Below are 22,380 nucleotides of genomic sequence, written 5' to 3' on the forward strand. Positions count from 1 at the left end.
GTGAATGAACATAACAAACCCCTTGAAAATTCAAGGGGTTTGTTTTTGTAAAGGGCTCTCCCTTGATTGAAATGAAGCCAAACGGGAGAATCTGTAAAGGAAAGACGAGAAGATGCGGAGGGATGGCATGTCACAGCATTATTATTCGAACCAGCCGGAAGCCGGCCACGATCGGCGCGAGCTGACGGAAAAACTGCGCGGTCAGACCTTCCGGTTTATAAGCGACGCCGGCGTATTTTCGAAAAAAGGGGTCGACTACGGGAGCAAAGTACTGATCGAAGCGATGGATATTCCAAAGCATGCCGAAGTTTTGGACGTGGGCTGCGGGTACGGCCCGATCGGTTTTGCGGCTGCAAGGCTTGCCGGCAGCGGTCATGTGACCATGCTTGACGTGAACTCCCGTGCGGTAGCCCTGGCAAAAGAAAACGCAAAGCTGAACGGCATTCAAAACGTAACCATTCTCGAAAGCGATTTGTTTGCGGCTGTCCAAGGGAAAATCTTTGACGTGGTGCTGACCAACCCGCCGATCCGTGCCGGGAAAGAAACGGTGCATACGATTTTCGAACAGGCTTATGCGCATTTGAAAAGCGGAGGTTCTTTATGGATCGTCATTCAGAAGAAGCAGGGGGCGCCTTCGGCGAAAGCGAAGCTGGAGAGTCTCTTTGGTCAAGTCGAAGAAGTGACGAAGGATAAGGGGTACCGGATTTTTAAGGCTACAAAAACTTCTCAATGAATTGCAATAGGACTATTGACTTGGAAAAACTGATGTGATATTATTATAAAATGTCAGTATTAGGATAGGCTTCTTGTCTTTAGTTGACTGAAATGTCAATAGTTTTTATGCGGAGAGATGCATAAACAAGAGCATGTTCACGTATAATATGTACATTTTGGGCAAATCTACAGGATATGAAGCCACTTCCGTGTTTAGCTAGGAAGACCATGGATAAGTTGCTCTTTGTTCGAAAGCATTCGGGTAAGGGCTTTTCTTTATTTGTGGATGAATCCTCTGCATGAATCCATTATAAGGTTCCAAACAGAGGTTCGCAATCAATTTTTGAAGTGAGTAGACATGAGGGGTGAGTTAAAGTTGGCAGGACATCTTGTTCAGTATGGTCGACGCACTCGGCGAAGTTATGCGCGAATTAATGAAGTACTTGAGGTTCCGAACCTGATCGAAATCCAACAAAAATCATACGAATGGTTTTTGGAGGAAGGATTGCGCGAAATGTTCCAGGATATCTCGCCAATTCAGGATTTTACGGGAAATTTGGTGCTGGAGTTCATTGACTACAGCCTTGGTGAACCGAAATACACCGTCGATGACGCGAAGGAACGCGACGTGACGTATGCGGCGCCTTTGCGGGTGAAGGTGCGGCTCATCAACAAAGAAACCGGAGAAGTCAAAGAACAGGAAGTATTCATGGGTGATTTTCCTCTGATGACGGAAACCGGTACGTTTATCATCAATGGCGCAGAACGGGTCATTGTCAGCCAGTTGGTACGCTCTCCTAGCGTCTACTTCAGCACGAAAGTCGATAAAAACGGCAAAAAGACCTACACCGCGACGGTCATCCCGAACCGCGGCGCATGGCTTGAACTGGAGACGGATGCGAAGGACATCATGTATGTCCGTATTGACCGTACCCGCAAAATTCCGGTTACCGTTTTGCTGAGAGCGCTTGGTTTCGGCAGCGACGCCGAAATTTTGGACCTGCTCGGTAACGACGAATATATTCGCAACACACTTGACAAGGACAACACCGACTCGACGGAAAAAGCGCTCATCGAGATTTACGAACGCCTCCGTCCGGGCGAACCGCCTACGCTGGACAATGCGAAAAGCCTCCTCGTAGCGCGTTTCTTCGATCCAAAAAGATATGATCTGGCCAATGTCGGCCGTTATAAAATCAATAAAAAGCTGCACATCAAAAACCGCCTGTTCAACCAGCGCCTTGCCGAATCGCTGATCGATACCCAAACGGGCGAAATCATCGCGGAAGCCGGACAAATGGTTGACCGCCGTTTGCTGGACGAGATTTTGCCGCATCTGGATACGATGGTCGGCCATAAAACCTACCATGTGTCCAACGGCGTGCTCGATGCCAACGACATTCCGCTGCAAACGATCGACGTATTTTCGCCGATCGAAGACGGCAAAGTCGTGAAAGTCATCGCGAACGGCAACATCGACAAATCGGTGAAGCACATTACGCCTGCTGATATTATTTCCTCGATCAGCTACTTTATTAACTTGCTGCACGGCATCGGCAACACGGACGACATCGACCATCTGGGCAACCGTCGTCTCCGTTCCGTCGGCGAATTGCTGCAAAACCAGTTCCGTATCGGCTTGTCCCGTATGGAACGCGTAGTCCGCGAAAGAATGTCGATCCAGGACGCGAACGTGATCACGCCGCAGGCTCTGATCAATATTCGTCCGGTTATCGCTTCGATCAAGGAGTTCTTCGGAAGTTCCCAGCTTTCGCAGTTTATGGACCAAACGAACCCGCTTGCGGAATTGACGCATAAACGCCGTCTGTCCGCGCTCGGACCGGGCGGTTTGACGCGTGAGCGCGCGGGCTTCGAAGTCCGCGACGTCCATCACAGTCACTACGGCCGGATGTGTCCGATCGAAACGCCGGAAGGTCCGAACATCGGTTTGATCAACTCCCTGTCGACGTTCGCCCGCATTAACGAGTACGGCTTCATCGAAGCTCCATACCGTTGGGTCGATCCGAAGACGGGCGTGGTCACCGATCATATCGATTACCTGACCGCCGATGAGGAAGACAACTATGTCGTCGCCCAGGCGAACGCGGCGTTGAAAGAAGACGGAACGTTTGCGGAAGATATGGTTATCGTTCGTTACAACAAGCAGTCCGACAACATTTTGCCGATGCCGAGCGACCGGGTCGACTACATGGACGTATCTCCGAAGCAGGTTGTGTCCGTCGCGACGGCTCTCATTCCGTTCCTCGAGAACGACGACTCCAACCGTGCGCTCATGGGATCGAACATGCAGCGTCAGGCGGTGCCGCTGCTCGTGCCGAAAGCTCCTCTGGTCGGAACCGGCATGGAGCACAAAGCCGCGAAGGATTCGGGCGTATGTATCGTTTCCAAGCACGACGGCATCGTGGAACGTTCCAGCGCCGACGAGATTTGGGTACGCCGGATCGAAACTGTGGACGGCAAAGAAGTCAAAGGCGATATCGTTAAACATAAATTGCACAAATTTATGCGTTCCAACCAAGGAACATGCATCAACCAGCGCCCGATCGTCAAAAAAGGCGACATCATCAAAAAAGGCGACATCCTGGCGGACGGACCTTCCACCGAAATGGGCGAACTCGCTCTCGGACGCAACGTCGTCGTTGCGTTCATGACTTGGGAAGGTTACAACTACGAGGATGCCATCCTGCTGAGCGAGAAGCTGGTTAAAGAGGACGTGTACACTTCGATCCACATCGAGGAATACGAGTCCGAAGCCCGCGATACCAAGCTTGGACCTGAAGAAATCACCCGCGACATTCCTAACGTAGGTGAAGATGCGCTCAAGAACCTTGACGAGCGCGGCATTATTCGCATCGGTGCCGAAATCAGCGCCGGCGACATCCTGGTCGGTAAAGTAACGCCGAAAGGCGTAACGGAACTGACTGCGGAAGAACGTCTCCTGCACGCGATTTTCGGCGAAAAAGCCCGCGAGGTTCGCGACACGTCCCTTCGCGTACCGCATGGTAGCGACGGCATTATCGTTGACGTCAAAGTGTTTACCCGCGAGAACGGCGATGAGCTGCCTCCTGGCGTAAACCAGCTGGTTCGCGTGTACATCGCCCAGAAGCGCAAAATTTCCGAGGGCGACAAAATGGCCGGACGTCACGGTAACAAAGGTGTCGTGGCCCGGATCCTTCCGGAAGAAGATATGCCGTTCCTGCCGGACGGCACGCCTGTACAGGTCGTGCTGAACCCGCTCGGCGTACCTTCGCGGATGAACATCGGGCAGGTGCTCGAAGTCCATTTGGGCTTTGCGGCGATGCAGCTCGGCATTCACGTGGCAACGCCGGTATTCGATGGAGCCAACGAATACGACGTATTCGACACGATGGAAGAAGCAGGCATGCAGCGCAACGGTAAGACCGTGCTGTATGACGGCCGTACCGGCGAGCGTTTCGAACGCGAAGTTACCGTCGGCGTCATGCACATGATCAAACTCGCGCACATGGTTGACGATAAAATCCATGCCCGTTCCACGGGTCCTTACTCTCTCGTTACGCAGCAGCCTCTGGGCGGTAAGGCTCAGTTCGGCGGCCAGCGCTTCGGGGAGATGGAAGTGTGGGCGCTGGAAGCCTACGGCGCGGCGTACACGCTCCAAGAAATCCTCACCGTCAAATCCGACGACGTGGTTGGCCGGGTGAAGACGTACGAATCGATCGTCAAAGGCGAAAACGTTCCGGAACCGGGCGTTCCGGAATCGTTCAAAGTCTTGATCAAAGAGCTCCAGTCTCTCGGTATGGACGTGAAGATCCTGAGCGGCGACGAGCAGGAAATCGAGATGAAAGAGCTCGATGACGACGATGATACTGCAGGCGATAAACTAAGCCTCAATTTGGAAGGCACGGAAGTCGGAGTAGAATAAGTTCGTGGATGGACGGCGGACGGGGCAAACCCGTCTGCCTCATTCGCGGATTAAATCAATAGGACTAGGAGGGTTGCTCCTTGTTGGACGTAAACAATTTCGAATTCATGAAAATCGGGCTTGCATCCCCGGAAAAAATTCGTTCATGGTCCCGCGGAGAAGTAAAAAAACCGGAAACCATCAATTACCGTACGCTGAAACCGGAGAAGGAAGGCCTGTTCTGCGAACGGATTTTTGGACCGCAAAAAGACTGGGAATGCCATTGCGGCAAATATAAGCGTGTCCGTTACAAAGGCGTAGTCTGCGACCGCTGCGGCGTCGAAGTGACCCGCTCGAAAGTGCGCCGTGAACGGATGGGCCATATTGAGCTGGCAGCTCCCGTTTCCCATATCTGGTACTTCAAAGGCATTCCGAGCCGTATGGGTCTCGCTTTGGATATGTCTCCAAGATCTCTCGAGGAGATCATCTACTTTGCATCTTATGTCGTTACGGACCCAGGAGATACGCCTCTGGAGAAGAAACAGCTTCTGTCCGAAAAAGAATACCGCAGCTACCGTGAAAAATACGGTTACGGATTCCAAGCGGGCATGGGCGCCGAAGCCATCAAAAAGCTGCTTCAAGATCTGGACGTGGAAAAAGAGCTTGAATTCCTGAAAGAAGAGCTTCGCACCGCTCAAGGCCAACGCCGCAACCGCGCGATCAAACGCCTTGAAGTAATCGAAGCGTTCCGCAATTCCGGCAACAAGCCGGAATGGATGATCATGGACGTCCTTCCGGTCATTCCTCCGGAACTTCGTCCGATGGTACAGCTGGACGGCGGACGTTTTGCAACGTCTGACTTGAACGACCTGTACCGCCGCGTCATCAACCGTAACAACCGTCTGAAACGCCTGCTTGATCTGGGCGCTCCGGACATCATCGTGCAAAACGAAAAACGGATGCTGCAGGAAGCGGTAGACGCCTTGATCGACAACGGCCGCCGCGGCCGTCCTGTTACCGGTCCGGGCAACCGTCCGCTCAAATCCCTCAGCCATATGCTTAAAGGTAAGCAAGGACGTTTCCGCCAAAACCTGCTCGGTAAACGCGTCGACTACTCCGGCCGTTCCGTTATCGTCGTAGGTCCGTACCTGAAAATGTATCAGTGCGGCCTGCCGAAGAAAATGGCTCTTGAGCTGTTTAAACCGTTTGTCATGAAAGAACTGGTCAACAAAGGCCTTGCTCATAACATTAAAAGCGCGAAGCGCAAAGTGGAACGCGTAAGCCCGGAAGTATGGGACGTGCTTGAGGAAGTCATCAAGGAACATCCGGTACTGCTGAACCGTGCCCCTACGCTTCACCGTTTGGGTATTCAAGCATTCGAACCGATTCTGGTCGAAGGCCATGCGATCCGTCTGCATCCGCTCGTATGTACGGCGTACAACGCCGACTTCGACGGCGACCAAATGGCGGTGCACGTGCCGCTGTCCGCCGAAGCTCAAGCCGAGGCGCGTCTGTTGATGCTCGCATCCGGCAACATCTTGAACCCTAAAGACGGCAAACCGGTCGTTACCCCTTCCCAGGACATGGTCCTCGGTTCCTTCTATCTGACGATGGACAACAAGGAAGAAAAAGGTTCCGGCATGATTTTGGGTTCGATCAACGAAGCGGTTTCCGCTTATCAACGCGGATCGGCAGGTTTGCATGCGCGCGTAGCCATTCCGGTTAAAGCGCTCGGCAAAACCAGCTTTACCGAAAAACAGCAAGACGCGATGCTCATGACGACGGTCGGACGCATCATTTTCAACGAAATTTTCCCAAGCAGCTTCCCGTATATCAACGAAGCGACCCGCGACAACCTGTTCAACGGTACGCCTGAGAAATATTTCGTTTACGAAAAAGGCGCGGACATCCGCGAACGTATGAACGAGCTGCCTGTAAGCAGCGCCGTCGGCAAGGAGTACCTGGGCCAAATTATCGCCCGCTGTTTCGAAATTTACCATACGACGGAAACCTCCGTTATTTTGGATAAAATCAAACAACTCGGATTTACGTATTCGACCCGTGCCGGCGTAACGGTTGCGGTGGCGGACGTTATCGTGCCTGACGAAAAACAAGAGATCCTGAAAGAATCCGAAGAGAAGGTTGCGGTCGTTACCAACCAGTACCGCCGCGGTCTGATCACCAACGAAGAACGTTACGACCGGGTTATCGACATTTGGTCCAAAGCCAAGGACGATATTACGGACGTCCTCATGAAATCGATGGATCGCTTCAACTCCATCATGCTCATGGTCGACTCCAAAGCGCGGGGTAACAAATCGCAGATCACTCAGCTCGGCGGTATGCGGGGTCTGATGGCCAACCCGTCCGGCCGGATCATCGAACTCCCGATCAAGTCGAACTTCCGCGAAGGCCTGACCGTCCTCGAGTACTTCCTGTCCACGCACGGCGCGCGGAAAGGTCTGGCGGATACGGCACTCCGTACGGCGGACTCCGGTTACTTGACCCGCCGTTTGGTCGACGTTGCCCAGGACGTGATCGTTCGCGAGGAAGATTGCGGTACGGATAAAGGTATCACAGTTAGCCGTATCCAAGACGGTAAAGAGATTATCGAGGATCTTTACGACCGCATCGAAGGTCGTTACTGCTTCGAAACGGTTCGCCATCCGGAAACGAACGAAATTTTGGTGAACCGCAACGAGCTGATCGACTCCGATAAAGCGAACCTGATCGTGAACTCCGGAATTACGAAACTGCAAATCCGCTCCGTGCTCAGCTGCCGCGCCCGCCATGGCGTATGTAAGAAGTGCTACGGACGAAACCTGGCTACAGGCAAATTCGTGGAGATCGGCGAAGCAGTCGGCATCATCGCCGCGCAATCCATCGGTGAACCGGGAACCCAGCTTACCATGCGTACGTTCCACACCGGTGGTGTCGCAGGGGACGATATCACGCAAGGTCTTCCGCGTATCCAGGAGCTGTTTGAAGCCCGTAATCCGAAAGGTCAGGCGACAATCAGCGAAATCGACGGCGTCGTTAAGGAAATTCGCGAAGCGAAAGACCGCCGCGAAATCGAAATTCAAGGCGAAGCCGAAACCAAGGTGTACTCCGTCACTTACGGTTCCCGTTTGCGCGTGCAAGAGGGAATGGAAATCGAAGCAGGCGACGAGCTCACCGAAGGTTCGATCGACCCGAAAGAAATGCTGCGCATCAAAGGTATCCGCGGCGTGCAGAACTATATCCTCCAGGAAGTTCAGCGCGTTTACCGGAACCAGGGCGTAGAAATCAACGACAAACACGTCGAAGTCATGATCAAGCAGATGCTGCGCAAAATCCGTATCGTCGATGCGGGAGATACGCCGCTTCTGCCGGGATCGTTCGTCGATATTTACGAATACGAAACGGCCAACAAAGAAGCGATCCTTTCGGGCAAAGAACCGGCTGTCGCAAAACCGGTCCTGCTGGGTATTACGAAAGCATCGCTTGAAACCGACTCGTTCCTGTCCGCGGCTTCCTTCCAGGAAACGACCCGGGTGCTCACCGACGCCGCCATCAAAGGCAAAGTCGACCAGCTGCTCGGCCTGAAGGAAAATGTCATCATCGGTAAGCTGATCCCTGCGGGTACCGGTATGAACCGTTACCGCAACGTCAGATTCGATGACCCGAACGCGGAAGAAGACGGCTCGAAAGAGCTGGAAACGGCTAACGTAGAATAACGTTCCAAACAAAAGCGGCCTGCGAGGGCGGACGGTTTGACCGACCGCTCTCGCAAAAAGCTTTTTTTGAATGATTTTCCTAGCGAAAATTAATAGCGGATCTTCTTGACATCGGCGAATGCAGGTGCTAATATATCAAAGGTGCGTGAGTAGCAACATCCCTGTGCTTTTGGAGGAATCGTTAAGATGTCTAATGATAAAGGATTACAGGATGCTCATGTGAAAATCGGGGCCAAACAGACCATGAAACTTGTGGAGCTGGGCCAAGCCGCAGAGGTTTATGTGGCTGAGGATGCGGAATACCGGCTTATTTCGAAGATTGAAGCTCTGTGCAATAAGCACGGCGTGAAAATCACCTATGTGGACACCATGCAGCATTTGGGGAAAGCATGCGGAATCGAAGTGGGCGCAGCCATGGCTGCCATCGTGAAACCATAGCGATATGGAAAGCAAGTTCATACGGTAAGAAACGTTTTTGTTAGATAAGCCCGGCTTATCTCGGCAAAAACTTTTCATTTGTTCTTTTATGAACCGCCTGGGTCTGTGGACTTAAAAAGAGGTTTGTAAGGAGAATGAACATATTGGAAGGGGGTGGCTAACAATGCCAACAATTAACCAACTGGTTCGCAAAGGACGTCAAGCAAAAATCTACAAATCGAAGTCCCCTGCTCTGCAGAAAGGATACAACGCTTTGAAGCGTGAAGATACGGATTTGAGCGCTCCTCAAAAACGTGGGGTTTGCACCCGTGTAGGTACGATGACTCCGAAAAAACCGAACTCCGCACTTCGTAAGTATGCCCGTGTTCGCTTGACGAACCGCATCGAGGTGACAGCTTACATTCCGGGGATCGGTCACAACCTGCAAGAGCACAGCGTGGTATTGGTTCGCGGCGGACGGGTAAAAGACCTTCCGGGTGTACGTTACCATATCGTTCGCGGCGCGCTTGATACGGCTGGTGTAAACAACCGCATGCAGGCTCGTTCCAAGTACGGCGCTAAGCGTCCAAAAGCAAAAAAATAAGCGGAAAGCCGCTTTAGTAAATTCATGACGTAAGAAAGGGGGATATCCATGCCACGCAAAGGTCCAGTTGCCAAAAGAGACGTGCTGCCAGATCCGGTGTACAACAGCAAGCTGGTTACTCGTCTGATCAACCGCATCATGCTGGATGGTAAGAGAGGTGTTGCTCAAAGCATTCTTTACAACGCGTTCAACTTGATTCAAGAACGTACGGGTAAAGATCCTATGGAAGTGTTTGAAGCAGCCATCAAAAATATCATGCCAGTACTGGAAGTTAAAGCTCGCCGTGTCGGTGGTGCGAACTACCAGGTGCCTATCGAAGTGAAGCCAGAAAGACGTACGTCTTTGGGTCTTCGTTGGCTCGTAAACTACTCCCGCACCCGCGGTGAGAAAACGATGGAAGAGCGTTTGGCTGCAGAGATCATCGATGCATCCAACAACACAGGCGCTTCCGTCAAGAAACGCGAAGACACGCACAAAATGGCTGAGGCAAACAAAGCGTTTGCTCACTACCGCTGGTAGGATTCAGTTCATCATATATTACACTTCAATTTTGAAGGGAGACTATTTTCATGGCAAGAGAGTTCTCCTTGAAAAATACACGTAATATCGGGATCATGGCGCATATTGACGCTGGTAAAACCACCACCACAGAACGGATCTTGTTCTACACAGGCCGTACGCACAAAATCGGTGAAGTACACGAGGGTGCGGCTACGATGGACTGGATGGAGCAGGAACAGGAGCGCGGGATCACGATTACTTCCGCTGCGACGACCGCTTCTTGGAAAGGCCACCGCGTCAATATCATTGATACCCCAGGGCACGTTGACTTCACAGTCGAAGTTGAACGTTCCCTTCGTGTATTGGATGGGGCAGTAGGCGTTTTCAGTGCGAAAGAGGGCGTTGAGCCTCAGTCTGAAACCGTATGGAGACAGGCTGATCGTTACGGCGTACCACGGATCGCATATGTAAACAAAATGGATATTATCGGTGCCGACTACCTGAACGTTGTTAAAGATATGCGTGAACGTCTGCAAGCGAACGCGGTTGCGATTCAATTGCCGATCGGCGCAGAAAACGACTTCAGAGGCATCATCGACCTGATCGAACAAAAGGCTTATATGTACAAAGACGATCTGGGTCAAAACATCGAAGAAACCGAAGTTCCAGCCGAGTTCAAAGACAAAGTCGAAGAACTTCGCGCTGAACTGATCGAGAAAGTTGCAGAACTCGACGAAGAATTGACGATGAAGTATCTGGAAGGTGAAGAAATCACCGTTCCTGAACTGAAAGCAGCACTTCGCAAAGGTGTTGTAGAAGTTAAGATCTTCCCGGTTGTCTGCGGCTCTTCTTACCGCAACAAAGGGGTTCAGCTTGTGCTGGACGCTGTTGTTGATTACTTGCCTGCTCCTACGGACGTTCCTTCGATCCAAGGTCATCTTGAAGACGGAACCGAAGTTGAACGCCACTCTTCCGACGAAGAGCCGTTTGCGGCTTTGGCATTCAAAATCATGACAGACCCTTACGTTGGTAAATTGACATTCTTCCGCGTATATTCCGGTATTCTTCAATCCGGATCTTACGTATTGAATGCTACCAAAGGCAAACGTGAACGCATTGGCCGTATTCTTCAAATGCATGCGAACAGCCGTCAAGAAATCACTGAAGTTCACGCTGGTGATATCGCGGCTGCCGTAGGTTTGAAAGATACGGGCACAGGCGACACGCTTTGTGACGAAAAAGCTCCGGTAATTCTCGAATCGATGAACTTCCCTGAACCGGTTATCGAGATTGCCGTTGAACCTAAAACCAAAGCCGACCAAGATAAAATGGGCGTTGCTTTGGGCAAATTGACAGAAGAAGATCCTACGCTGCGCGCTCATACGGATGAAGAAACCGGTCAAACGATTTTGGCTGGTATGGGTGAACTTCACCTCGATATCATCATCGACCGCATGCGTCGCGAATTCAAGGTAGAAACCAACGTGGGTAAACCACAGGTTGCTTACCGCGAAACCTTCCGTCAACCTGCTCGCGTCGAAGGCAAATTCGTTCGTCAGTCCGGTGGTCGTGGTCAATACGGTCACGTATGGGTTGAGTTCGAACCTTTGGAGCCAGGTACGGGCAGCCAGTTCGATAGCAGAATCGTCGGTGGCGCCGTTCCAAGAGAATATATCCAGCCTGCACTGAATGGTATCGAGGAAGCCATGAAGAATGGTGTACTCGCCGGCTTCCCGCTTGTAGACATTAAAGCTACAATCGTAGACGGTTCCTACCATGATGTCGACTCCAATGAAATGGCGTTTAAGATTGCCGGTTCCATGGCGCTTAAAGCAGCTAAGGACAAATGTAGTCCTGTTCTGCTCGAGCCAATCATGAAAGTCGAAGTTACGGTCCCTGAGGAATACATGGGCGACGTAATGGGTATGCTCAACTCCCGCCGTGGACGGATCGAAGGTATGGATTCCCGTTCCGGTGCTCAAATCATCCGTGCGAAGGTGCCTCTGTCCGAAATGTTCGGATACTCGACGACACTTCGTTCCGGTACCCAAGGACGCGGCGTGTTCTCCATGGAAATCTCCCACTACGAAGAGGTTCCTAAGAACATCGCTGAAGAGATTATCTCCAAGTCCAAAGGCTCTGCCGAGTAATAAGTTTTTCGTTTTTAAGACTGGCCGGACCATCAACATCCAAGAAACCCTGCATAAATGCCGGCCAGCATAAACATACACATTTATTCCATTTAAGGAGGAATTGTTCAAAATGGCAAAGGCTAAATTTGAACGTACTAAACCGCACGTTAACATCGGCACGATCGGTCACGTTGACCATGGTAAAACTACTTTGACTGCAGCGATCACAACTGTATTGTCCAAAAAATACGGTGGCGCTGCCGTAGCATTCGACCAAATCGACAAAGCTCCAGAAGAGCGCGAACGCGGTATCACGATCTCTACTGCACACGTAGAATACGAAACTCCTGCTCGTCACTATGCACACGTTGACTGCCCAGGACACGCCGACTACGTTAAAAACATGATCACCGGCGCAGCTCAAATGGACGGCGCAATCCTGGTTGTATCCGCAGCTGACGGCCCAATGCCGCAAACTCGCGAACACATCCTGTTGTCCCGCCAAGTAGGCGTTCCTTACATCGTTGTATTCTTGAACAAATGCGACATGGTTGAAGACGCTGAACTTCTTGAACTGGTTGAAATGGAAGTGCGCGATCTCCTGAGCGAATATGAATTCCCAGGCGACGACACTCCAATCATCCAAGGTTCCGCTCGTGAAGCTCTGCAAAACCCAGACGGCGAGTGGGCTGAAAAAATCGTTGAAATGTTCAACATCATCGACGAGTACATCCCAACTCCAGAACGCGACACTGACAAGCCTTTCCTTATGCCAGTCGAAGACGTGTTCTCCATCACTGGCCGCGGTACCGTTGCTACTGGCCGCGTAGAGCGTGGAACAGTTAAAGTCGGCGACGAAGTTGAAATCGTTGGTATCGCTGAAGAAACGAAGAAATCCGTCGTTACCGGCGTTGAAATGTTCCGCAAATTGCTTGATTCCGCTCAAGCAGGCGACAACATCGGTGCTCTTCTTCGCGGTGTAGACCGTAAAGAAATCGAACGCGGTCAAGTACTTGCTAAACCGGCTTCCGTAAACCCGCACACTGAGTTTACTGCTCAAGTTTACGTACTGACTAAAGAAGAAGGCGGACGTCACAAGCCTTTCTTCACTGGATACCGTCCACAGTTCTACTTCCGTACAACGGACGTAACGGGTATCATCAACCTGCCAGAAGGAACTGAAATGGTTATGCCTGGCGACAACATCACTGTAACTGTACAACTGATCTCCCCAATCGCGATCGAAGAAGGAACGAAATTCTCCATTCGCGAAGGCGGACGTACGGTTGGCGCTGGTGCGGTAGCAAGCATCATCAAGTAATGATCCTAGAATGAATTCGCTTCTTTGAAGCTCAAGAATTCTTCGATTTCAAATAAAGGCGCAAGCCTTACGATATGCAACATTGTGCTGGAACGAGTAACATTGTGATGTAAACGCAAGGATCGCAAAAGGCGCTTCTTTTTCCGGGAAGTGCCTTTTGCTTTTTTTCATATTAAAGCTTGCATTACGCCCATTCTTTCTATATAATAGTGAATGTTGTTCTGAGACGTTGCGATGATGTGAGAGGTTACTGACACACCCGGCCCCTTTGCCATGGAGCAGTGTGTTAGAAAATTTTCACGGAGTATGTCCGATACCAAATTGGGCGATAGAAGGAGGGACTAAAATGGCAAAGCAAAAAATTCGTATTCGTTTGAAAGCTTACGATCACAGAATTCTTGATCAATCCGCTGAGAAAATCGTTGAGACTGCGAAACGTTCTGGTGCAGGTGTATCCGGACCGATTCCGCTTCCGACTGAAAAACAAATCATTACCATTCTCCGTGCGGTACACAAGTATAAGGATTCTCGGGAGCAATTCGAAATGCGCACTCATAAGCGCCTGATCGACATTGTGAACCCAACTCCACAAACTGTGGATGCTCTTATGCGCTTGGACCTGCCGTCCGGTGTAGATATCGAAATCAAACTGTAATTTCCGAACCAAAGGGATTAAGAAGGGAAAAGAGGTGTCAACATGAAAGGTATCTTAGGAAAAAAACTCGGAATGACTCAAGTATTTACCGCTGAAGGTAATGTAATTCCTGTAACTGTAGTGGAAGCAGGTCCTTGCGTTGTTCTGCAAAAGAAAGATGTCGAGAACGATGGATACGAAGCGATCCAAATCGGTTTTTCCGACAAAAAAGAGAAAAGTGCCAATAAACCGGAAGCAGGACATGCCAAAAAGGCTAATACTGCACCTAAGCGCTACGTTCGCGAAATCCGCGGTGTTGACCTCGGAGCATACGAGGTTGGCCAAGAGCTGAAAGCTGACATTTTTGCGGAAGGCGAGTATGTTGACGTAACAGGCACGTCCAAAGGTAAAGGTTTCCAAGGCGTTATCAAACGTTGGGGACAAAGCCGCGGACCAATGGCTCACGGTTCCCGTTACCATCGCGGACCTGGTTCCATGGGCTCCATTCAAGCAAACCGTGTTCCTAAAGGCAAACACCTTCCAGGACATATGGGTCATGTGACCGTAACGGTTCAAAAGCTTGAGGTTGTTAAAGTTGACGCAGAACGCAACGTGCTGCTGATCAAAGGCGCTATCCCAGGCCCTAAAAACAGCTTCGTGAAAATTAGTGAAACGGTGAAAAAATAATCACCTAAGGAAAGGAGGAACAATAAATGCCAAAAGTATCCGTGTTTAACGTTAGCGGAAGCCAAGTTGAAGAATTGGAACTGAACGAAGCGGTATTCGGTATTACGCCAAACGTTCATGTCATGAACCAAGCGGTATTGCTGCAAAGAGCATCTTTGCGTCGCGGTACGCATAAAGTGAAAGGCCGTTCTGAAGTACGCGGCGGCGGACGTAAGCCTTGGAAACAAAAAGGCACAGGCCGCGCTCGTCAAGGTTCGATCCGTGCACCACAATGGAAAGGCGGCGGTACTGTGTTCGGCCCAACGCCACGCAGCTACTCGTTCAAGCTTCCTAAGAAAGTTCGTCGTCTGGCGATCAAATCCGCGTTGTCTTCCAAAGTGATCGACAACAACATCATCGTTCTGGATGCACTTGCGTTGAACGCTCCTAAAACCAAGGAATTCGCAACCATCCTGAACAACCTGAAAGTGGAACGCAAAGCTCTGATCGTGGCTCCTAGCTATGATGATAATGTGGCTCTTTCCGCTCGTAATATTCCTGGTGTGAAATTCGTAGCGGCAGACGGCATTAATGTTCTTGACGTACTTCTGTACGACAAGCTGATCATTACGAAAGAAGCAGTTCAGAAGGTAGAGGAGGTGCTCGCGTAATGAAAGACCCTCGTGATATTATCAAACGTCCGGTGATTACGGAACGTACGGCCGACTACATGAGCGACATGAAATATGCTTTTGAAGTTGACATCCGTGCCAACAAAACCGAGATCAAGCAAGCCGTTGAGTCTATTTTCAAAGTGAAAGTGACTAACGTTAATACTATGCGCGTCCCAGCGAAGCCAAAACGTTATGGCCGCTACAACGGTTACACGACCGAGTGGAAAAAAGCCATCGTAACGCTGAGCCAAGACAGCAAGCCGCTTGAGTTTTTTGAATCTGTAGAGTAAGGAGGAGTAAACGTGCCTATTAAAAAGTATAAACCGACTTCCCCGGCAAGACGTAACATGTCTGTCTCTACGTTCGAAGAGATCACGACAAACCAGCCGGAGAAATCGTTGCTTGCGCCGCTGAGCAAAAAAGCCGGCCGCAACAACCAAGGTAAAATTACTGTTCGTCACCACGGCGGCGGACATAAGCGTAAATACCGCATCATCGATTTCAAACGTACGAAAGACGGCATACCAGGTACCGTTGCTACGATCGAGTATGATCCGAACCGTACTTCCAATATCGCTCTGATCCACTATGCAGACGGAGAGAAGCGTTACATTCTCGCTCCAAAAGGTCTGAAAGTCGGAGATAAGATCGAATCCGGCCCTAACGCCGACATCAAAATCGGTAACGCACTTCCGCTGGAAAACATTCCGGTAGGTACCGTTATCCACAACATCGAACTGCAGCCAGGCAAAGGCGGACAATTGGTTCGCGCTGCCGGTACGGAAGCTCAGCTTCTTGGTAAAGAAGAAAAATACGTATCCGTACGTTTGTCTTCCGGCGAAGTTCGCAAGCTTCTGAAAGTTTGCCGCGCAACGATCGGTTCCGTGGGCAACGGAGACCATGAATTGGTCAAAATCGGTAAAGCAGGCCGCAGCCGCTGGCTCGGACAACGTCCTGAAGTTCGCGGTGTCGTCATGAACCCTAACGATCACCCTCACGGTGGTGGTGAAGGCCGCGCTCCAATCGGACGCAAATCGCCTATGTCTCCATGGGGCAAACCAACCCTTGGTTACAAAACGCGTAAAAAAGGAAAAGCTTCTGACAAATATATCGTTCGCCGCCGCACAAAATAATGCACGCTGTGCATAACTTTGTGAAGTGCCGAAAGTAACGAGAGATTGGACGAAGGGAGGATTTTATAGATGAGTCGCAGTTTGAAAAAAGGACCTTTCGTTGATGGGTACCTGCTGAAAAAGGTAGAAGTGATGAACGAGTCGAACAAAAAGGCTGTTATCAAGACTTGGTCCCGCCGCTCTACGATTTTCCCGCAATTTATCGGTCACACGTTCGGTGTATATGATGGACGCAAGCACGTTCCTGTATACGTAACGGAAGACATGGTAGGTCACAAGTTGGGCGAATTCGCGCCGACGCGTACTTACAAAGGTCATACGGACGATGACAAGAAAACAAGAAGATAAATTTGAAGCTCTTTGTTTGAGAGGAGGTAAAACAAATGGAAGCAAAAGCACATGCCAGATCGATCCGGATTGCTCCTCGTAAAGTCAAGCTCGTGGTTGACTTGATCCGCGGTAAGCAAGTTGGCGAGGCCATCGCGATTCTTCGCCACACTCCAAAGTCGGCTTCCCTGGTCGTAGAGAAGCTGCTGAACTCGGCGATCGCCAATGCTGAGCATAACTACTCGATGGACATTAACAATTTGGTTGTTAGCCAGGTTTTCGTGAACCAAGGGCCAACCATGAAGAGATTCCGTCCACGCGCCATGGGCCGTGCGAGCCGAATCAACAAGCGCACCAGCCACATTACTTTGGTGGTATCTGAAAAATAAGGAGGGATAACGTGTGGGCCAAAAGGTAAATCCAGTCGGACTCCGGATCGGTATTATCCGTGATTGGGAATCGAAATGGTATGCAGGCAAAGATTTCGGAAATCTTTTGCTGGAAGACGTTAAAATTCGTGAATACCTTAAAAATAAATTGAAAGACTCTGCCGTATCTCGCATCGAAATCGAAAGAGCGGCAAACCGTGTGAACGTAACGATCCACACTGCGAAACCAGGCATGGTTATCGGTAAAGGTGGTTCTGAAGTCGAAGTGCTGCGGAACCAAGTTACGAAAATTGCAGGCGGCAAAAAAGTTCACATCAACATTTCTGAAATCAAGCAAGCGGACATGGACGCTATTCTGGTTGCAGAAAGCATTGCACAACAATTGGAACGCCGCGTTTCTTTCCGTCGTGCACTGAAACAAGCAATCCAAAGAACGATGCGTGCAGGCGCTAAAGGTATCAAAACTCAAGTCAGCGGACGTCTTGGCGGCGCTGAAATCGCTCGTACAGAAGGCTACAGTGAAGGAACTGTTCCACTTCATACACTTCGTGCTGACATCGACTACGGTACAGCTGAAGCGCATACGACTTACGGCCGTATCGGCGTAAAAGTATGGATCTATCGTGGAGAGGTTCTTCCTACAGCTAAGAAACAAGTAGCTCAGGAAGGAGGCAACTAATCATGTTGGTACCAAAACGTGTAAAACACCGCAAGCAACAGCGCGGTCACATGAAAGGTATGGCAAAAGGCGGCACTGAAGTGAGCTTCGGCGAATACGGATTGCAGGCTTTGGAGCCATCCTGGATTACGAACCGCCAAATCGAAGCAGCGCGTATCGCGATGACTCGTTACATCCGCCGCGGTGGTAAAGTTTGGATTAAAATTTTCCCGGATAAGCCGATCACTCAAAAACCTCTTGAGGTTCGTATGGGTAGCGGTAAAGGTAACGTTGAAAAATGGGTGGCAGTAGTCAAACCAGGCAAGATTATGTTTGAACTTGGAGGCGTGCCAGAGGAAGTTGCTCGCGAAGCGATGCGTCTCGCCGCTCACAAGCTGCCGATCAAAACGAAGTTTGTGAAACGTGAAGAATTGGGTGGTGAAGCAAATGAAAGCTAATGATCTGCGTAACTTGACCACTGCAGAAATTGAGCAAAAGATTGCGGGCTTTAAAGAAGAACTCTTTAACCTCCGTTTTCAATTGGCTACCGGACAGCTTGATAACCCGACTCGGATCCGTGATGTGCGCAGGGAAATAGCTCGTGCTAAAACCGTCATCCGTGAAAGAGAACTTGGGATTAGTTAATTGATGCAGTCATTTTTGCCTGTATTCAGGAAGGAGGCTAACGATGAGCGAAGAACGCAATGCTCGTAAAGTGCAAATCGGTAAAGTTGTCAGCGACAAAATGGATAAAACCATCGTCGTAGCTGTTGAAACTTACAAGAAACACGATCTCTATCACAAGCGCATTAAATACACGAAAAAATTTAAAGCGCATGACGAGAACAACACTGCACAAATCGGAGATACCGTTAAAATCATGGAAACTCGTCCAATCTCCAAAGACAAACGCTGGAGACTGGTAGAAGTCGTTGAAAAAGCGGTTATCATCTAAAGATATAGCGACAGTTTTCCCGAAAGGAGGAAATTTCAATGATTCAACCATTTACACGTCTGCAAGTAGCTGACAATTCCGGTGCGAAGGAACTGATGTGTATCCGCGTATTGGGAGGAACAGGACGTCGTACTGCAGCAATCGGCGATTTGATCGTTTGTTCCGTAAAACAAGCAACACCAGGCGGCGTTGTCAAAAAAGGTGACGTAGTCAAGGCTGTTGTCGTTCGTACGAAACGTTCCGTACGCCGTAAGGACGGATCTTACATCGCATTTGACGAAAACGCAGCGGTTGTTGTTAAAGAAGACAAGAGCCCACGCGGAACTCGTATTTTCGGACCAGTGGCACGCGAACTTCGTGATAAAGACTTCATGAAAATCGTTTCCTTGGCACCGGAAGTTATCTAAGACTGAATGGATCGGATAACCGATAGAATAGATCGTTCCAAGTTATCTTGCCAAAGCGGCAAGCTGCAGGAGGTGTAACAAATGCCAAAAGTGAAAAAGGTTCTGGAATCCCACAACAACAAGCTTCACGTCAAAAAAGACGACACGGTTATGGTGATCAGCGGTAAAGACAAAGGCAAAAAAGGCCGTGTCATTGCAGCTTATCCTCGTGAAAACCGCGTGCTGGTGGAAGGCGTGAACATGGTGAAAAAACACCAAAAGCCTAACCAAATGAACCCGCAAGGCGGAATCATCGAACAAGAAGCGCCAATCCACGTATCCAACGTGATGCATCTTGATCCGAAGAGCGGCAAAGTAACCCGTATCGGTTATAAAGTGCTCGATAACGGTAAAAAGGTTCGCGTAGCGAAAAGATCCGGAGAAGTTATCGACTAATCGAGAGCTAAAGAAAGGAGGTTTATGATTCATGGCAGCAAGAATGAAAGAACGTTTCCTGAACGAAATTACTCCTGCTTTGATGCAGAAGTTCAACTATTCGACGGTAATGCAAGTACCTAAAGTCGAGAAGGTTGTCATCAACATGGGTGTGGGTGATGCCGTATCCAACTCGAAAGTGCTTGATTCCGCAGTAAATGATATGCAGCTGATCGCTGGTCAAAAACCGGTTATCACTCGTGCGAAAAAATCCATCGCTGGATTCAAATTGCGTGAGAATATGCCGATCGGTGTGAAAGTAACGCTGCGCGGTGAGCGCATGTATTACTTCCTGGACAAATTGTTCAACATCACCCTTCCACGCGTGCGCGACTTCCACGGCGTGTCCACGAAAGCATTCGACGGACGCGGAAACTACACGCTTGGCCTCAAGGAGCAACTGATCTTCCCTGAGATCGAGTACGATAAAGTGGATAAAGTCCGCGGCATGGACATCGTTATCGTAACGACGGCTAAAACTGACGAAGAGTCCCGCGAGCTGCTCGCTCAATTGGGAATGCCTTTCGCGAAGTAATCGCGAATCCATTTCTCCGAAAATTTTTAGGAGGTGTCAGGCTAAGTGGCAAAAACTTCGATGAAAGTAAAACAACAACGTACGCCTAAATTCAAAGTTCGTGCTTACACACGTTGCGAACGTTGTGGTCGTCCACATTCGGTACTGCAAAAGTTCAAAATTTGCAGAATTTGTTTCCGTGAATTAGCTTATAAAGGCCAGATTCCTGGCGTGAAAAAAGCAAGCTGGTAAGAAGTTTATAATCGGGAAGGAGGTTCACACACATGACTATGTCTGATCCAATTGCAGATATGCTTACTCGTATTCGTAACGCGAACACTGTGCGTCACGAAACAGTTGAGATGCCTGCTTCGACGATGAAAAAACAAATCGCTGAAATCCTGAAGCGTGAAGGTTTCATCCGTGATGCAGAATATATCGAAGACAACAAACAAGGGATTATCCGTGTTTTCCTGAAATACGGTCCTAACAACGAACGCGTTATCTCCGGGTTGAAGAGAATCAGCAAACCAGGTCTGCGCGTATACACGAAGAGCAACGAAATTCCTCGTGTACTCGGCGGTCTCGGCATTGCGATTATCTCCACTTCTAAGGGGATTATGACCGACAAAGAAGCTCGTCAATCCAAAGCTGGCGGAGAAGTTGTCTGCTACGTTTGGTAATACACGTCACAGAACAAGGAGGTGCAACACATGTCCCGTATTGGTCGCAAACCAATCGCAGTACCTAGCGGTGTGGATATCACACTGAGCAACAGCGTAATCACTGTTAAAGGACCTAAAGGCTCTTTGACTCGTGAACTTCACAAAGATATGAAAGTAACGGTTGAGAACAACGAAATCGTCGTTGAACGCCCATCAGACAACAAACTGCATCGTTCCCTTCACGGCACGACCCGCAGCGTTGTCAACAACATGGTAAGCGGCGTAACCGAAGGATTCTCGAAATCTCTGGAACTTGTTGGGGTCGGATATCGTGCAAACAAGGCCGGAGAGAAACTGGTCCTGAACGTTGGTTACTCTCATCCGGTTGAAATCACTCCAGAACCGGGTATTGAATTCGAAGTGCCTGCAAATACGAAAATCATCGTTCGCGGGATCGACAAAGAGCGCGTAGGTGCATACGCCGCTAAAATCCGTTCCGTTCGCGAACCTGAACCGTATAAAGGCAAAGGGATTAAGTACGAAGGCGAACGCATTATCCGTAAGGAAGGTAAAGCTGGTAAGAAGAAATAAGCTTTCTAAGCTTACCGGTCTTTTGCCTTGTGCGTCTTAAAGTGAAGCTGTAATGGCAAACTGAAAGGAGTGAAAAGGAAGTCATGATTACAAAACAGGATAAGAACAAAGCACGTGTCAAACGTCATCTGCGTGTACGCAAGAAAATCCAAGGTACTGCAGCTCGTCCACGTTTGAACGTATTCCGTTCTTCTAAACATATCTATGCTCAACTGATCGATGACGTTGCAGGCGTAACGCTTGTATCCGCGTCTACGGTTGACAAAGAACTGAGCGGTTCCGTGAAAAACGGCGGCAGCGTGGAAGCAGCTCGTCAAGTCGGCGAATTGGTTGCAAAACGTGCGAAAGAAAAAGGACACACAGCGGTTGTATTCGACCGTGGAGGATATCTGTATCATGGACGGATTCAAGCCCTGGCTGAAGCGGCACGCGAAGCAGGCTTGGAATTCTAAGAATTTCTAAAAAGGAGGTAAACGACTTGCGTGTAGATCCGAACACTTTAGAACTGACTGAAAGAGTTGTAAATATTAACCGCGTAGCTAAAGTTGTAAAAGGCGGACGCCGTTTCAGCTTCAGCGCACTGGTTGTAGTCGGCGACGGCAAAGGCTGGGTCGGTGCAGGTATCGGTAAAGCCGGTGAAGTACCTGACGCGATCCGCAAAGGCATCGAAGATGCGAAGAAAAACTTGATCCACGTTCCGATCGTAGGAACAACCATTCCTCACCTGGTTACCGGCCACTTTGGCGCTGGACGCGTTCTGTTGAAACCAGCTTCCGAAGGTACCGGAGTTATCGCCGGCGGTCCTGTTCGTGCAGTACTCGAGCTGGCTGGCGTAGGTGACATCTTGACAAAATCTTTGGGTTCTTCGAACTCCATGAACATGGTCAACGCGACTCTGGAGGGCTTGTCCCGTCTGAAACGCGTTGAAGAGGTTGCCAAACTTCGTGGCAAATCTGTCGAAGAGCTGCTCGGTTAAGGAGGGAATGT

Annotated in this window: 27 protein-coding genes; all 27 read left to right on the top strand. The window is 49.9% G+C overall.

The features are described from left to right. Nucleotides 1-127 precede the first annotated feature (127 nt). The 27 genes from GQY55_RS28780 (at nt 128) to rpsE (ending at nt 22,369) form a co-directional block, all read left to right on the top strand. Nucleotides 128-733, top strand: a complete 606-nt coding sequence (locus GQY55_RS28780) for a class I SAM-dependent methyltransferase (RefSeq protein WP_160045368.1) — start codon at nt 128-130, stop codon at nt 731-733. Between the two features lie 357 nt (nt 734-1,090). Next, the gene (gene rpoB, locus GQY55_RS28785; RefSeq protein ID WP_160045369.1) at nt 1,091-4,636 is read left to right on the top strand and encodes a DNA-directed RNA polymerase subunit beta; all 3,546 of its coding nucleotides are present in this window, start codon (nt 1,091-1,093) and stop codon (nt 4,634-4,636) included. An 80-nt stretch (nt 4,637-4,716) separates the two neighbouring features. Then, nucleotides 4,717-8,331, top strand: a complete 3,615-nt coding sequence (gene rpoC / locus GQY55_RS28790; protein WP_160045370.1) for a DNA-directed RNA polymerase subunit beta' — start codon at nt 4,717-4,719, stop codon at nt 8,329-8,331. 186 nt (nt 8,332-8,517) lie between these two features. Further along, nucleotides 8,518-8,769 (top strand): ribosomal L7Ae/L30e/S12e/Gadd45 family protein, encoded by a 252-nt coding sequence (locus tag GQY55_RS28795; protein WP_160045371.1) that lies wholly within the window; start codon nt 8,518-8,520, stop codon nt 8,767-8,769. Between the two features lie 163 nt (nt 8,770-8,932). After that, nucleotides 8,933-9,352, top strand: coding sequence for a 30S ribosomal protein S12 (gene rpsL / locus GQY55_RS28800; RefSeq protein ID WP_036712553.1), 420 nt, complete (start codon nt 8,933-8,935; stop codon nt 9,350-9,352). 48 nt (nt 9,353-9,400) lie between these two features. After that, nucleotides 9,401-9,871 carry a 30S ribosomal protein S7 gene (rpsG, locus tag GQY55_RS28805; RefSeq protein WP_160045372.1) on the top strand — a complete coding sequence of 157 codons (471 nt, stop codon included), beginning with the start codon at nt 9,401-9,403 and terminating at the stop codon, nt 9,869-9,871. 50 nt (nt 9,872-9,921) lie between these two features. Beyond that, the gene (gene fusA / locus GQY55_RS28810; protein ID WP_160045373.1) at nt 9,922-12,003 is read left to right on the top strand and encodes an elongation factor G; all 2,082 of its coding nucleotides are present in this window, start codon (nt 9,922-9,924) and stop codon (nt 12,001-12,003) included. A 112-nt stretch (nt 12,004-12,115) separates the two neighbouring features. Further along, the gene (tuf, locus tag GQY55_RS28815) at nt 12,116-13,306 is read left to right on the top strand and encodes an elongation factor Tu (RefSeq protein WP_160045374.1); all 1,191 of its coding nucleotides are present in this window, start codon (nt 12,116-12,118) and stop codon (nt 13,304-13,306) included. A 346-nt stretch (nt 13,307-13,652) separates the two neighbouring features. Beyond that, entirely contained in the window at nt 13,653-13,961 is a 309-nt protein-coding gene (gene rpsJ, locus GQY55_RS28820) for a 30S ribosomal protein S10 (protein WP_005544556.1), read from the top strand. A 42-nt stretch (nt 13,962-14,003) separates the two neighbouring features. Next, complete coding sequence (gene rplC / locus GQY55_RS28825; RefSeq protein ID WP_160045375.1) at nt 14,004-14,627, top strand: 50S ribosomal protein L3; 624 nt, start codon at nt 14,004-14,006, stop codon at nt 14,625-14,627. Nucleotides 14,628-14,653: 26 nt separating this feature from the next. Next, nucleotides 14,654-15,277, top strand: a complete 624-nt coding sequence (rplD, locus tag GQY55_RS28830; RefSeq protein WP_160045376.1) for a 50S ribosomal protein L4 — start codon at nt 14,654-14,656, stop codon at nt 15,275-15,277. Next, nucleotides 15,277-15,570, top strand: coding sequence for a 50S ribosomal protein L23 (gene rplW, locus GQY55_RS28835; RefSeq protein WP_160045377.1), 294 nt, complete (start codon nt 15,277-15,279; stop codon nt 15,568-15,570). Before rplD ends, rplW begins: the two co-directional genes overlap by 1 nt. 12 nt (nt 15,571-15,582) lie before the next feature. Continuing rightward, the gene (gene rplB, locus GQY55_RS28840) at nt 15,583-16,413 is read left to right on the top strand and encodes a 50S ribosomal protein L2 (RefSeq protein ID WP_160045378.1); all 831 of its coding nucleotides are present in this window, start codon (nt 15,583-15,585) and stop codon (nt 16,411-16,413) included. A gap of 69 nt (nt 16,414-16,482) precedes the next feature. Further along, nucleotides 16,483-16,761, top strand: a complete 279-nt coding sequence (gene rpsS / locus GQY55_RS28845) for a 30S ribosomal protein S19 (protein WP_160045379.1) — start codon at nt 16,483-16,485, stop codon at nt 16,759-16,761. A 35-nt stretch (nt 16,762-16,796) separates the two neighbouring features. Further along, the gene (rplV, locus tag GQY55_RS28850; protein WP_076176740.1) at nt 16,797-17,129 is read left to right on the top strand and encodes a 50S ribosomal protein L22; all 333 of its coding nucleotides are present in this window, start codon (nt 16,797-16,799) and stop codon (nt 17,127-17,129) included. A 13-nt stretch (nt 17,130-17,142) separates the two neighbouring features. Further along, complete coding sequence (gene rpsC / locus GQY55_RS28855; protein WP_036712579.1) at nt 17,143-17,808, top strand: 30S ribosomal protein S3; 666 nt, start codon at nt 17,143-17,145, stop codon at nt 17,806-17,808. Between the two features lie 2 nt (nt 17,809-17,810). Further along, nucleotides 17,811-18,245, top strand: a complete 435-nt coding sequence (gene rplP, locus GQY55_RS28860; protein ID WP_036712583.1) for a 50S ribosomal protein L16 — start codon at nt 17,811-17,813, stop codon at nt 18,243-18,245. Continuing rightward, complete coding sequence (rpmC, locus tag GQY55_RS28865) at nt 18,235-18,432, top strand: 50S ribosomal protein L29 (protein ID WP_036712586.1); 198 nt, start codon at nt 18,235-18,237, stop codon at nt 18,430-18,432. Before rplP ends, rpmC begins: the two co-directional genes overlap by 11 nt. Nucleotides 18,433-18,475: 43 nt before the next feature. Next, nucleotides 18,476-18,742 (top strand): 30S ribosomal protein S17, encoded by a 267-nt coding sequence (gene rpsQ / locus GQY55_RS28870; protein WP_160045380.1) that lies wholly within the window; start codon nt 18,476-18,478, stop codon nt 18,740-18,742. Between the two features lie 38 nt (nt 18,743-18,780). Continuing rightward, nucleotides 18,781-19,149 carry a 50S ribosomal protein L14 gene (rplN, locus tag GQY55_RS28875; protein ID WP_160045381.1) on the top strand — a complete coding sequence of 123 codons (369 nt, stop codon included), beginning with the start codon at nt 18,781-18,783 and terminating at the stop codon, nt 19,147-19,149. A gap of 81 nt (nt 19,150-19,230) precedes the next feature. Further along, nucleotides 19,231-19,584 (top strand): 50S ribosomal protein L24, encoded by a 354-nt coding sequence (gene rplX, locus GQY55_RS28880; protein WP_160045382.1) that lies wholly within the window; start codon nt 19,231-19,233, stop codon nt 19,582-19,584. Between the two features lie 31 nt (nt 19,585-19,615). Beyond that, nucleotides 19,616-20,158 carry a 50S ribosomal protein L5 gene (gene rplE / locus GQY55_RS28885; protein WP_160045383.1) on the top strand — a complete coding sequence of 181 codons (543 nt, stop codon included), beginning with the start codon at nt 19,616-19,618 and terminating at the stop codon, nt 20,156-20,158. A 45-nt stretch (nt 20,159-20,203) separates the two neighbouring features. Further along, nucleotides 20,204-20,389, top strand: a complete 186-nt coding sequence (locus GQY55_RS28890) for a type Z 30S ribosomal protein S14 (RefSeq protein WP_013312154.1) — start codon at nt 20,204-20,206, stop codon at nt 20,387-20,389. A gap of 32 nt (nt 20,390-20,421) precedes the next feature. Then, nucleotides 20,422-20,820 (top strand): 30S ribosomal protein S8, encoded by a 399-nt coding sequence (rpsH, locus tag GQY55_RS28895; protein ID WP_160045384.1) that lies wholly within the window; start codon nt 20,422-20,424, stop codon nt 20,818-20,820. A 30-nt stretch (nt 20,821-20,850) separates the two neighbouring features. Next, a complete protein-coding gene (rplF, locus tag GQY55_RS28900; protein ID WP_160045385.1) occupies nt 20,851-21,393 on the top strand; it encodes a 50S ribosomal protein L6 in 543 nt (180 codons plus the stop codon). 83 nt (nt 21,394-21,476) lie between these two features. Next, nucleotides 21,477-21,845 (top strand): 50S ribosomal protein L18, encoded by a 369-nt coding sequence (rplR, locus tag GQY55_RS28905; protein ID WP_160045386.1) that lies wholly within the window; start codon nt 21,477-21,479, stop codon nt 21,843-21,845. Nucleotides 21,846-21,871: 26 nt separating this feature from the next. After that, the gene (gene rpsE, locus GQY55_RS28910; protein WP_036712609.1) at nt 21,872-22,369 is read left to right on the top strand and encodes a 30S ribosomal protein S5; all 498 of its coding nucleotides are present in this window, start codon (nt 21,872-21,874) and stop codon (nt 22,367-22,369) included. Nucleotides 22,370-22,380: the final 11 nt, after the last annotated feature.

This window comes from Paenibacillus sp. USDA918EY (assembly GCF_009870825.1).
GTDB classification, from domain to species: Bacteria; Bacillota; Bacilli; order Paenibacillales; family Paenibacillaceae; genus Paenibacillus_AQ; species Paenibacillus_AQ albilobatus.

What these genes read in the sequence shown, in the direction of transcription:
- rplC (WP_160045375.1), top strand. Translation starts at nt 14,004, where the DNA reads ATGAAAGGTATCTTAGGAAAAAAACTCGGAATGACTCAAGTATTTACC.
- rplN (WP_160045381.1), top strand. Translation starts at nt 18,781, where the DNA reads ATGATTCAACCATTTACACGTCTGCAAGTAGCTGACAATTCCGGTGCG.
- rplF (WP_160045385.1), top strand. Translation starts at nt 20,851, where the DNA reads ATGTCCCGTATTGGTCGCAAACCAATCGCAGTACCTAGCGGTGTGGAT.
- rplW (WP_160045377.1), top strand. Translation starts at nt 15,277, where the DNA reads ATGAAAGACCCTCGTGATATTATCAAACGTCCGGTGATTACGGAACGT.
- rpsS (WP_160045379.1), top strand. Translation starts at nt 16,483, where the DNA reads ATGAGTCGCAGTTTGAAAAAAGGACCTTTCGTTGATGGGTACCTGCTG.
- rplD (WP_160045376.1), top strand. Translation starts at nt 14,654, where the DNA reads ATGCCAAAAGTATCCGTGTTTAACGTTAGCGGAAGCCAAGTTGAAGAA.
- rplR (WP_160045386.1), top strand. Translation starts at nt 21,477, where the DNA reads ATGATTACAAAACAGGATAAGAACAAAGCACGTGTCAAACGTCATCTG.
- rplV (WP_076176740.1), top strand. Translation starts at nt 16,797, where the DNA reads ATGGAAGCAAAAGCACATGCCAGATCGATCCGGATTGCTCCTCGTAAA.
- fusA (WP_160045373.1), top strand. Translation starts at nt 9,922, where the DNA reads ATGGCAAGAGAGTTCTCCTTGAAAAATACACGTAATATCGGGATCATG.
- rplP (WP_036712583.1), top strand. Translation starts at nt 17,811, where the DNA reads ATGTTGGTACCAAAACGTGTAAAACACCGCAAGCAACAGCGCGGTCAC.
- rplX (WP_160045382.1), top strand. Translation starts at nt 19,231, where the DNA reads ATGCCAAAAGTGAAAAAGGTTCTGGAATCCCACAACAACAAGCTTCAC.
- rpsH (WP_160045384.1), top strand. Translation starts at nt 20,422, where the DNA reads ATGACTATGTCTGATCCAATTGCAGATATGCTTACTCGTATTCGTAAC.
- GQY55_RS28780 (WP_160045368.1), top strand. Translation starts at nt 128, where the DNA reads ATGTCACAGCATTATTATTCGAACCAGCCGGAAGCCGGCCACGATCGG.
- rpsQ (WP_160045380.1), top strand. Translation starts at nt 18,476, where the DNA reads ATGAGCGAAGAACGCAATGCTCGTAAAGTGCAAATCGGTAAAGTTGTC.
- rpsJ (WP_005544556.1), top strand. Translation starts at nt 13,653, where the DNA reads ATGGCAAAGCAAAAAATTCGTATTCGTTTGAAAGCTTACGATCACAGA.
- rplE (WP_160045383.1), top strand. Translation starts at nt 19,616, where the DNA reads ATGGCAGCAAGAATGAAAGAACGTTTCCTGAACGAAATTACTCCTGCT.
- rpsL (WP_036712553.1), top strand. Translation starts at nt 8,933, where the DNA reads ATGCCAACAATTAACCAACTGGTTCGCAAAGGACGTCAAGCAAAAATC.
- GQY55_RS28795 (WP_160045371.1), top strand. Translation starts at nt 8,518, where the DNA reads ATGTCTAATGATAAAGGATTACAGGATGCTCATGTGAAAATCGGGGCC.
- rpsG (WP_160045372.1), top strand. Translation starts at nt 9,401, where the DNA reads ATGCCACGCAAAGGTCCAGTTGCCAAAAGAGACGTGCTGCCAGATCCG.
- rpmC (WP_036712586.1), top strand. Translation starts at nt 18,235, where the DNA reads ATGAAAGCTAATGATCTGCGTAACTTGACCACTGCAGAAATTGAGCAA.
- tuf (WP_160045374.1), top strand. Translation starts at nt 12,116, where the DNA reads ATGGCAAAGGCTAAATTTGAACGTACTAAACCGCACGTTAACATCGGC.